Origin of the sequence: Streptomyces phyllanthi, from assembly GCF_009377205.1 — a bacterium.
GTDB lineage: Bacteria > Actinomycetota > Actinomycetes > Streptomycetales > Streptomycetaceae > Streptomyces > Streptomyces phyllanthi.
On sequence record NZ_VJZE01000764.1, the window covers coordinates 1 to 2598 of the forward strand.

General features: G+C 72.7%; 3 protein-coding genes. 1 reads left to right on the forward strand and 2 read right to left on the reverse strand.

Going from position 1 to position 2598, the window contains the following annotated elements; all coding sequences use genetic code 11:
• Both FNH04_RS44550 and FNH04_RS44555 read right to left on the reverse strand, forming a co-directional pair.
• Window positions 1-666 (reverse strand): aldo/keto reductase (locus FNH04_RS44550; RefSeq protein ID WP_152791927.1); only part of this gene is annotated, 666 nt, incomplete at its 3' end.
• Window positions 667-672: 6 nt separating this feature from the next.
• Window positions 673-1728 carry an NAD-dependent epimerase/dehydratase family protein gene (locus tag FNH04_RS44555; RefSeq protein ID WP_152791928.1) on the reverse strand — a complete coding sequence of 352 codons (1056 nt, stop codon included), beginning with the start codon at window positions 1726-1728 and terminating at the stop codon, window positions 673-675.
• A gap of 71 nt (window positions 1729-1799) precedes the next feature.
• Between FNH04_RS44555 and FNH04_RS44560 the strand changes: the two genes are divergently transcribed.
• Window positions 1800-2598: LysR family transcriptional regulator (locus tag FNH04_RS44560; protein WP_152791929.1), on the forward strand; the 799-nt coding region annotated here is incomplete at its 3' end.

Sequence of the window (2598 nt, forward strand, 5' to 3'; positions counted from 1 at the left end):
GCCGGGGCCGTCGAGGGCACTGGGGGTGATGCCGCCCAGGGGGCTCCACGGGAGGAAGGCGATGCCGAGGCGGTCGCAGAGGCGGAGTTCGGGGAGGCTGTCGCGGTACCGCGGGGAGTACCGGTTCTGCACCGAGACGAGCAGGTCCCCGAGGACGGCCCGGGCTTCCCGGATCTGGTCACAGGTCACGTTGGAGACACCCGCCGCCCGGATGAGGCCCGCGTCGAGGAGGTCGCGCAGGGCGCCCACCGAGTCGGACCACGGAACGTCCGGGTCGGGTTTGTGCAGTTGGTACAGGCCGATCGCCTCCACGCCCAGACGCCGTAGGGAGCCCTCGCAGGCACGTCTGATGTGCTCGGGGGTGCCGTTCACGGTCCAGGTGCCGTCGCCGGGGCGGGTGCGTCCGCCCTTGGTGGCGATCAGGACGTCGGAAGTGTCGCCGGGCCGGGTGGCGAGGGCCCGGGCGAGGAGTTCCTCGTTGTGCCCGCGTTCGTCCGCGTGCCAGTGGTAGGAGTCGGCCGTGTCGATGAGGGTGATGCCCTCGTCCAGGGCCGCGTGGACGGTGGCGATCGCGCGGGCGCGGTCAGGACGGCCCTCGACGGACAGCGGCATGGCGCCGAGGCCGATGGCGCTGACGGAGGTGTTCCCGATGCGGCGGGTGAGCATGTCGGTTCAGGCCCTTCTGCCATGGGTTCCCGCGGAAGCGACCTCGACAGCGGCCTCGACGGCGATCTCAGCGGCGATCTCGGCGGCGGTTTCCGTGACCGCCCCCGCCAGCCAGTCGCTGACCTCCGTGAAGGCGAAACCGAGCCCGGCGGCACGCGCGTTGCTCATGGCGTACGAGCGGTCGAAGGAGAACGGCGACGCGGGCTCACCGTCGCGAACGGCCCGGTACGAGGGGGCCGGCGAACCGGTCGCCGTGGCGATGGCCTCGCACAGGTCCGTCACGGTGAGGGCGCCGTGGGAGGCGGCGTTGACCGGGCCGGTGAGGCCGGGCCGCGTGGCCGTCCAGTGCAGGAACGCGGCGATCTCCTCGTGGTGCACGAACGACGTGGGCGCCGGCTCCCGGTGCGCGGAGACCGGACGGCCGGCCGTCACACGGTCCACGTAGTGGCGGAGCCGGCCGGTGAAGTCCCGTGGGCCACCGCCGAGGACATGGGCGCTGCGTACGGAGACGAACGGGAACACCGCGTCCCGGGCGAACACCGCCTCGGCCTGGCGCTTGCCCTCCGCGTACGCCGTCGCCTCACCGAGGAGCCGGGACAGGTCCTTCGAGGACGCCCACGGCAGATCCCATCGCACCGGCCAGCGGACCGGGTCCACCACGCTCTCCGGAACCGGAACCGGAGCCGGAGCCGGAACGGGAACGGGAGCCGGAACCGAGAACGCGGCCGAAGACCCGGGCGAGGAAAAGGTGGCCGGGTCGTAGACCTCCATCGTCGAGGTCATCACATAGCGGGCGGTACGGCCCGCGAACACGCGGCGGGCGACGGCCGCCTGGAGCGGGGTGTAGCAGACCTGGTCGACGACGGCGTCGAAGGTACGGGCCCCCAGGGCGCGACCGAGGGCCTCCTCGTCGTCCCGGTCGGCGATGACGTGGTCGGTTCCGGGCGGTGGCGGTGCCGAGCCCCGGTTGACCACGGTGACCCGGGCTCCCGCGGCCTGCAACCGACGGATCAGATGGCGGCCGAAGTAGCGGTTTCCGCCGATGACGCAGATCTCTGGCATGGGTCCCACACTGGCTGTGCAACGCCCCCAGCTGTAGTGGTGACTTACTGGCCACGTATTAAGGAGAACTGTTGATCGACGCCCATCGGCTGCGTGTGCTGCGCGAGGTGGCCGCGCACGGCAGCTTCAACCGGGCGGCGGCCGCGATGCTGCTCACGCCGTCCGCCGTCTCGCAGCAGATCGCCGCGCTGGAACGGCAGCTCGGCACCCCGGTCGTCACCCGCAGCACCCGCGGTGTGGTCCTCACGGAGCCGGGGCGGCTGCTCGTGGAGACGGCCGAGACGATCGCGGCCGAACTGCGGCACGCCCGGGAGCGGATCGACGAGCTGACCTCCGGCCGGGGACGCCTGACCATCGCCACGTTCACCAGCGGGGGCCGCGTCCTGCTGCCCGGTGTGCTCACCCGGTTCGTGACCGCCCATCCCCGGGTCGAGGTGAACGTGGTGGAGCGGGAACCGGAGGACAGCCTGCCCCTGGTCCGGCGCGGCGAGGCGGACCTGGCCCTCGCCTACCACTTCGACGGACCGCTGCCGGTGCTCCCCGGGGACCGTACGGGTCTGAGGTGGACGCCGCTGGCCGAGGACCCGCTGTCCGTGGCGATGCCCGCCGCCCATCCGCTGGCGGGCCGGGATCGCGTCGATCTGACCGAACTGGCCGAGCAGCCCTGGGTGATCGGCTGCTCCAAGACGGAGGCGTTCCTGCGGGACTACGCGGCCGCGGCCGGGTTCGAGCTCCGGGTCAGCGGCTCCACCAGCGACTACCACCTCGCCCAGTCCCTCGCCGCGGCCGGTCTCGGCGTCGGTCTCGTACCCCGCATCTGCCTGGCGCCCGGGACCCCCGGCCTGGCGATCGTCCCGCTGAGCCCGCCCC